The sequence below is a fragment of the Frankia sp. RB5 genome (assembly GCF_059816245.1).
This window is the reverse complement of record NZ_JCBATA010000056.1, coordinates 46,093-53,180: the sequence shown is the minus strand read 5'-3', so window position 1 is coordinate 53,180 and position 7,088 is coordinate 46,093. Positions and strand designations below refer to the sequence as shown.

Genomic DNA, 7,088 nt, shown 5'->3' with positions numbered 1-7,088 from the left:
TATTTCTCCCGCCTGGACGGACAGTAGTCGGACAACTTCCACTCTCCGGCTGGTTCGCCGGACTTTCTCTTAAACGCGCGCGACGGAACATTCCCGCAATTCACGTAAAATAACATTGAAAATGCTCTATATAAGGCAGAACGAAAACATCCTCGCCGGCGAGCCGGTCATCACGGGGACACGTATCCCGGTCGAACGCTTGGCCTATCTCGTAAAATCTGGTTACACCGAGGAGAACTTGAAGCGAGAGTTCGGTGGGATCAATGTCAAGAAAATCCGCGGCGCCCTCTACGAGCTCGCAAGCCTGGGGTTGGAACGGCTTAGGTAGCGCCAACTCGGCGACCAACCCCGGCCCCTGGCCTGGCGGGCGAGCTGCCGCAAGGAGCCACGGTCAGTCTGAAGCTCGGTTGTCGAGATTAACAACCTTCTGACGTGGTTCCTCGTCCCAGATCAAACCGGAACCCGGATTGGCCGAGTCTTTCAAGCGAAGGTTCTTCACGAGGCGCGCGTAGAGAAACGGATTGTGGCCGCAAATGATCTGCCCAGTGTGCGTTACTCTCTGCTCCCACACTTCACCGTTCTTGAACGTCTCGCGCACGGTGACCGTTCCAAACTTAGCGGGGTACGGGTTCCGCGTAAGGGCGTCTAGCTTATCGGCCGGATCAAATTCGCGCGCCATGTACAGCAGCTCAACTATTCGTTTGACCGTCTCGGGACCAGTTTGGGGCCTCAACACTGCGGCGACGACCTCGCGCTCAGCAACGGCCGCGTGACTTCCGGCCGCGTCCCAGGTAACCAGCCATGCCTTACGTCCCCGCAGTTTCGCACTCATCCGCCAATTATAAACTAATCAGCCAGTTGCCCAAGCGGTACCCGACTATAAGCTCAGAATCGGCCAGCCAGTACATCGAGACTCCTACTCTCTAGGCGCCAGCGTCTGACAACCCGGTTTCACGTTCTCAAACTTTTCTCCTATGATCGAGCGCCAACGGTCGGCTTCGGCGACGACGGAGTGTAAATTTTCGGCTATCTGGTCTTCCCGCGGTCGAACGTCGCCTTCTGTTGGGTGCTCGACGCGGAGCTGGCCCGTACCCGACGCGAAGGCTGAACCCCGGCCGCACGGGCGGTAGGTGGTGCCCAGGACACTTCCGACCCATGGTGGAGCGACGGGTCGGGGAGGTTGGCACCCGCCTCTCGTCTCGGTGGCCGTGGGTGCCACGCTGAATCCGTGACAGTCAGCCCTAACACCGCAGCTGGCAAGCTCGTTGTGCTCAGCCCCGCTGGGATCGCCAGCCAGGCCGCCGTGGGCACCCCGACGATTCAGATCCGAAGCTACGTCTACTACACCTGGGCCGAGATCGCCCTGGAGCAAGAGGAACTGGCTCGGGTCGCACGCGGCAACCTGCTCGATGCCACCGACAGCGCTGTGGGCTCCGGGCATCTGCACAGGGAGTACCGGGCTGCGATGCAAGCGGTTGCCGCCGCTGCTCACTCGATCGACGGCCTGTACGGCGTCTTCGCCCCGCCGTATCGCCGTCAGGGCTCGCGCCAGCGGGTGATCCTTGAGCGCCTGAAGCTGCGCTTCGCCCTTGGTAAGAAGGGCCTCACCTGGCTGGCGCAGTTCGACTGGCTCGACGACCTTCGCGACGGCGCCGTCCATCCTGGGTTCGTTGCGCACGAACCAGAGCCCCATCCAACCGGAAGCAACGTCTCGCACGAGAACGCGACCTATGCCGCCGAAGCCGCAGTACGCGCTGTCGACCTCCTACTCGACGTGCTCACGACGTGCGTAGCGAACCCTAAGACCTGGTTTCACAAAGATCGGTCAACTGCGGCGTGTCATACCGGGATGATCCGGACCGGCCGGGTAGATCTCTGGTGTCATGCGCGATGAGGTGCTGACAGAACAGCTGTGGGAGCGGCTGGCGCCGCTGATCCCGGTGCGCCAGCGCAGGTTTCGCTATCCGGGTCGGCTGCCGGTCGATGATCGGGCGGCGCTGGAAGGCATCCTGTGGGTGCTGCGCAACGATGTGGCGTGGCGGCAGTTGCCGACGACGCTGTTCGGGGTGTCGGGGGTGACGTGCTGGCGGCGGCTGCGCGACTGGCAGGCGGCCGGCGTCTGGCAGCGGCTACACGAGCAAATGTTGGCCGAGTGCAACGCCGCGGGCCGTCTTGACCTGCACCGGGCGTTGGTCGACTCCTCCCATGTGCACGCGTTAAAAGGGGGGCCCAGACGGGTCCGAGCCCGGTCAACCGGGCGCATCCCGGCAGCAAACACCATGTGATCACCGACGCGACCGGAGTACCACTGGCCACGACCCTGACCGGTGGGAACCGCAACGACGTCACCCAGCTGATCCCGCTGGTCGAGGCGATCCCGCTCATCCGCGGACGCCGTGGCCGGCCCCGCCACCGCCCGCGCTACCTGCTCGCGGACCGGGCCTACGACCACGACATCTACCGCCGCAAGCTGACCGCACGCCAGATCACCCCGATCATCGCCCGCCGCGGAACACCGCACGGCTCCGGCCTCGGCACCCAACGGTGGCCCGTCGAACGGACCATGTGCGCCGCGAGGCGCTCTGTTGTATCCCCAGCCCAGCTGGGAGGGACTTGGAGGGAGGTTCCTGGGTCGGATGGCTGACCTGGATCCGAAAGGTGAAGGGGACAATAGCATGCCATGATTCCCGGCGGTCGGGTCCAGTGGTCAGGGACGGTGCGCCGGGTGGACCCGTGTGATATGGCGAAAGCTGGATTGCCTGAATCCCAATCTCCAGTCGATGCAAGTTCCCATCCATCGGAAAGGCCATTGAAACCGGTGCCGTGCTCTGCGTCGGAGTCGAGCGTTGCCGATGCAACCTCCAGAGTGCGGGGCGACGCCCAGCGAGGGTGTTCAAGGAGATGAGTGGGACGCCTACGTCACGCTGTCACGTACAACAGAGACGAACGCGGGATCGCCTGTCGGGCGCGAGCCCTATGGCGACGGAGGCCTCGTAGTAGTCGCCGGAGTCACGACCGGCCGGGGAGGGCGGGAAAGCCGCCTACAGGGCGAAGGGGGCCAGGTGATCGGACACCCGAGACTCGGGAGGTATGCGTAATGCAGAGCGCCGCAACGGTGCTGGGTGTCCTGCGTGAGCGCGGCAGGCAGGGTCTGCCGTGTGACGAACTTTATCGACAGCTGTTCAACCCGCAGTTGTATCTGCTGGCCTACGGGCGTATCTACACCAACCAGGGTGCGATGACGCCTGGGGTCACGCAGGAAACCGTGGACGGCATGTCACAGGTGAGGATCGGTCGTATCATTGATGCGATGCGCCACGAGCGCTACCGGTTCCGCCCGGTACGGCGGGTACACATCCCGAAAAAGAACGGGGGAACCCGCCCGCTGGGACTGCCGACCTGGTCGGACAAGCTCGTCGGGGAAGTCGTGCGCCTGCTCCTTGAGGCCTACTACGAACCGACGTTCTCCGATCGGTCCCACGGGTTCCGGCCCCGGCGAGGCTGCCATACCGCTCTGCGGGAGATAGCCAACACCTGGACCGGAACGGCCTGGTTCATCGAAGGGGACATCGCCGACTGCTTCGGATCTCTCGATCACGACCTGATGATCGGGATCCTGTCGGAGAAGATCCACGACAACCGGTTCCTGCGGCTGGTGCGTAACATGCTTCGAGCCGGATACCTGGAGGACTGGACGTGGGGCGCCACCCTGTCAGGGGCTCCCCAGGGCGGGGTGGCTTCCCCGATCCTGTCCTCGATCTACCTGCACAAGCTGGACGAGTTCGTCGAGAAGGTTCTGATACCGGAGTACACCCGAGGGGACCGCAGGGCACGTAACCCTGCCTACCTCGAGCTGCAGAACCAGCTGGCCAAAGCACGCCGACGCGGCGACCGGACCCAGGCCCGGCGGCTGCGGCGACGTATGGTCAGCCTTCCCAGCTCCGACCCGGACGATCCGGGATATCGGCGGCTGCGGTACTGCAGATACGCAGACGACCATCTGCTCGGGTTCACCGGACCGAAGGCCGAAGCCGAGGAGATCAAACAGCGGTTGGCGACGTTCCTGCACGACGACCTCAAGCTGGAGCTGTCCGCCGACAAGACGCTGATCACCCACGCCCGCACAGGCGCGGCCCGTTTCCTCGGCTACGAGATCAGCGTCCAACACAACAGCAGCAAGAACACCCGGCGCCGCCGGTCGGTCAACGGGCAGGTCGCGCTGCGCGTGCCACACGACGTGATCAAGGCCAGGAGTGCCCCATACCTGCGACGCGGCAAACCCGCGAAACAGAAGGCCCTGACCAACGGCGACGACTACACCATCGTCGCCACCTACGGGGCCGTCTACCGGGGCGTCGTCCAGTACTACCTGCTCGCCGGAGACGTCCACCGGCTTCACCGGCTGCGCTGGGTCATGGAGACCTCCATGCTCAAGACCCTGGCAGGAAAGCACCGCTCGTCGATATCGAAGATGGCCGCCAGACACAAGGCCAAAATCGAGACACCGCACGGGCCGCGGACCTGCTTCGAAGCACGTATCGAACGCACCAGCAGGCAGCCACTGGTCGCACGGTTCGGTGGAATACCACTCCACCGGCAGAAAACCACTACGGTCCTTGACCGTCAGCCGACCCGGGTCGACTATCCGCACAAGGAACTGCTCGCCAGGCTCCTCGCGGACATCTGCGAAATCTGCGGGCACACGGGCAACGTCGAAGTTCACCACGTCCGCACGCTCAAGGATCTCGCCGGACCCGGACCCCTGCCGCCCGGTTGGGCCACGGCCATGGCAAACCGCAGACGCAAAACACTCGTCGTCTGCGCCACCTGCCACAGCCAGATCCACACAGGGCAGCCAGCCGCACCGCTCACGCAGTAGTCACCGGAGAGCCGGATGATCGGGAAACCATCAAGTCCGGTTCGGCGGGAGGCCGCGCGGAAAAGGACCAGCCTTTGTGGCTAGCACCTCGCCGCGCGGCCGACCCATCCGCCTGGCTGCACCAGTTCCGCCGGCTACGCACCTGCTGGGAACGCCGCGTCGACCTCCATCAGGCGTTCCTCAGCCTCGCCTGCTCGATCATCTGCCTACGCAAACTCCGAGGATCATTCTGAAACGACCTGTAAAACCCCAGGTCACCACCAGTGGCCAAGTTCTGGCACCCCACAGGCACCCAGCGGAAGCCCAGCGATCTCCATTCACCGTTCCCATCGGCGCCGACGTCGGGGCGACGCCAGCAGCGCCTCGATCCTGCACAGCAGGGCCGTGACCTGTGATGCTGTGACATCCAGCGAAGATCGCTGGGCATGCCAGCGATCTTCGCTTCGGATCCACAGGGACGCCAGCGGGAAAAATCTTGAAAAACTTCCGGGCGTGCCTTCCGGGTGCCGCCCAGCGACATGCCAGCGATCAATAGCCCGGTCGGGCTAGACCCTGCCCAGCGGAAAGAATCTTGTAAAGAGTCGCCGTCCTGGTGTCTGAGGCATGCCCAGCAGACGGTCTCCTTTTACGGCCGCGAAAACACGCTCGCCGTGAAAGGAACTCTCGATGCCCGTACCCGACCCCGACCGCGAAGGCCGCGCTGTCGTCCCCGCAGGACAGCTGGCATCCGTCTGGCCGTGCCCGCCGGAGGGCCCCGACCAGCCGCGCGCCGGCTGGCTGCAGGCCGCCGTGCACCGGCTCGTCGCCACCTGCACCCGCCCCGGCGACCCGGTCCTACTCCTGACCCCGCCACCCGACGACATGCCCGCCGCAGGCCGCCGCGCGACGCCCGCGGCGCGGCTCGCCGACACCGGCTGGGCCGTCATCCGACTCGGCCGCACCGTCCAGGTCCGTCCCGCGCCCGCCATCCGGCCGTCCGAGTCCGGACACGGACTCCTCATCCCCGACGACGGTCCGGGCAGCGACCGCCGCCCGCTGCTCGTCACGGTCGTCGAACCGACCCGGACCGGCTGGGTCCACGAGGTTCCCTGGGCCCGTCTGGTCACCCCCGACGGCCTGCTGGCCGTGATCAGCCACAGCGACAGCGTCGCCGGCCTGTTGATCGACCCCACCGGTGCCCTGGCCACCGCCACCCGCCGCCACGGGTTCGCGCTGCTCGACCGGTTCGTGCTGCTGGAGATCAGTCTCGACCAGCTCGATGAACGGCCCACATCGCTACCGGCCGGGACGGCGGCGTGGCGGGTGCACTCCGACCTGCTGCTGTTCCGCCCGATCGCGTCCGCCGGATCGCGAGAGCACCCGTGACGCGCGGCCCCGACCACCCCCAGATGCGGGCGGCGACGGTCTGGCCGACCGCCCCGCTGGGCCTCGACGGCCAGACCTGGCCCGCCGACGGGCCGCCCGGCAGCGCCGTCACGGCCATGGCGGTCTCGGCCGAGGTCGCGGCCTATGCCATCGCCGTCTACAGCCGGACCGGGGATACCGTCTGCGACCCGGACTGCCGGGACGGGATGGTGATCGTCGAGGCGGTCCGGGCCCGCCGGCACGCCGTCGGTATCGCCGCCGACCTGCGCGCCTGGCGCACGGCCCGTGCCGCCCTGACCGTAGCCAAATCAGGCGGGGCGCCAGGTGACGGGATGATTCTGGACCGGCCGCCCGACGCCGGGTCCTGGACCGGACTCGGACCGGTCGACCTGCTCCTGACCGCGATCGGTCCGGCTACCGACCCGCCGGGCGCCGACAGTGCGCAGGCGGACCGGCTGCGGACCCGTCTCGCCGGCTACCGCTACCTCGCCGGACCCGCCTGCCGTCTGGTCGTGGTCGCCGGCCACCAGGTCATCGGCGGCCTCGACCTGGCCAGCCGGATCGCCACCGCCGGCCGCCAGGCCGGCTGGCGCCCCGTCCAGCGCGCGGTCGCGCTCACCGCGACCACCCACACCAGCCCGCTCGCCCACGGACTCGCGCCGGACCGTGCCTCGCCCGCACACCACGTGATCATCTTCGAGTACGGGGACGAACCAGCACCGCGCCCGCCGGCCCGCTCGCCCTGCCGCCCGACGTCGGTCGCCGACCCGCCCGCCGCCCCAGCCGAGCGCGTCATCGCCTAGACGCGCCCGCACCGGCCGACGCCGCCCGGCCGACCGCCCCC

General features: G+C 66.7%; 6 protein-coding genes and 2 pseudogenes. 7 read left to right on the top strand and 1 reads right to left on the bottom strand.

Annotated elements, in window-relative coordinates; genetic code table 11:
• Positions 1-121 precede the first annotated feature (121 nt).
• Entirely contained in the window at positions 122-328 is a 207-nt protein-coding gene (locus AC6EXY_RS24825) for a DUF433 domain-containing protein (protein WP_499818236.1), read from the top strand.
• Between the two features lie 63 nt (positions 329-391).
• Here AC6EXY_RS24825 and AC6EXY_RS24820 read toward each other — a convergent pair whose 3' ends face one another.
• Positions 392-832 carry a hypothetical protein gene (locus AC6EXY_RS24820; RefSeq protein ID WP_133150734.1) on the bottom strand — a complete coding sequence of 147 codons (441 nt, stop codon included), beginning with the start codon at positions 830-832 and terminating at the stop codon, positions 392-394.
• A 396-nt stretch (positions 833-1,228) separates the two neighbouring features.
• Between AC6EXY_RS24820 and AC6EXY_RS24815 the strand changes: the two genes are divergently transcribed.
• The 6 genes and pseudogenes from AC6EXY_RS24815 (at position 1,229) to AC6EXY_RS24790 (ending at position 7,047) form a co-directional block, all read left to right on the top strand.
• Positions 1,229-1,894 (top strand): hypothetical protein, encoded by a 666-nt coding sequence (locus AC6EXY_RS24815; protein WP_133150733.1) that lies wholly within the window; start codon positions 1,229-1,231, stop codon positions 1,892-1,894.
• Positions 1,884-2,563 (top strand): annotated as a pseudogene (locus tag AC6EXY_RS24810) (IS5 family transposase); the annotation flags it as partial. The gene AC6EXY_RS24815 and the pseudogene AC6EXY_RS24810, both read left to right, overlap by 11 nt.
• Before the next feature lie 534 nt (positions 2,564-3,097).
• Positions 3,098-4,879, top strand: coding sequence for a reverse transcriptase/maturase family protein (locus AC6EXY_RS24805; protein WP_499818235.1), 1,782 nt, complete (start codon positions 3,098-3,100; stop codon positions 4,877-4,879).
• A gap of 110 nt (positions 4,880-4,989) precedes the next feature.
• Positions 4,990-5,112, top strand: a pseudogene (locus tag AC6EXY_RS24800) (IS5/IS1182 family transposase); the annotation flags it as partial.
• A 433-nt stretch (positions 5,113-5,545) separates the two neighbouring features.
• The gene (locus tag AC6EXY_RS24795) at positions 5,546-6,244 is read left to right on the top strand and encodes a hypothetical protein (protein WP_499818234.1); all 699 of its coding nucleotides are present in this window, start codon (positions 5,546-5,548) and stop codon (positions 6,242-6,244) included.
• A complete protein-coding gene (locus AC6EXY_RS24790; RefSeq protein WP_499818233.1) occupies positions 6,241-7,047 on the top strand; it encodes an SAM-dependent methyltransferase in 807 nt (268 codons plus the stop codon). The genes AC6EXY_RS24795 and AC6EXY_RS24790 overlap by 4 nt, the downstream gene beginning before the upstream one ends.
• Positions 7,048-7,088 lie beyond the last annotated feature (41 nt).

Excerpts from the sequence above, each read along its gene's own strand:
- AC6EXY_RS24825 (WP_499818236.1), top strand. The coding sequence starts at position 122 with ATGCTCTATATAAGGCAGAACGAAAACATCCTCGCCGGCGAGCCGGTC.
- AC6EXY_RS24805 (WP_499818235.1), top strand. The coding sequence starts at position 3,098 with ATGCAGAGCGCCGCAACGGTGCTGGGTGTCCTGCGTGAGCGCGGCAGG.
- AC6EXY_RS24820 (WP_133150734.1), bottom strand. The coding sequence starts at position 832 with ATGAGTGCGAAACTGCGGGGACGTAAGGCATGGCTGGTTACCTGGGAC.
- AC6EXY_RS24795 (WP_499818234.1), top strand. The coding sequence starts at position 5,546 with ATGCCCGTACCCGACCCCGACCGCGAAGGCCGCGCTGTCGTCCCCGCA.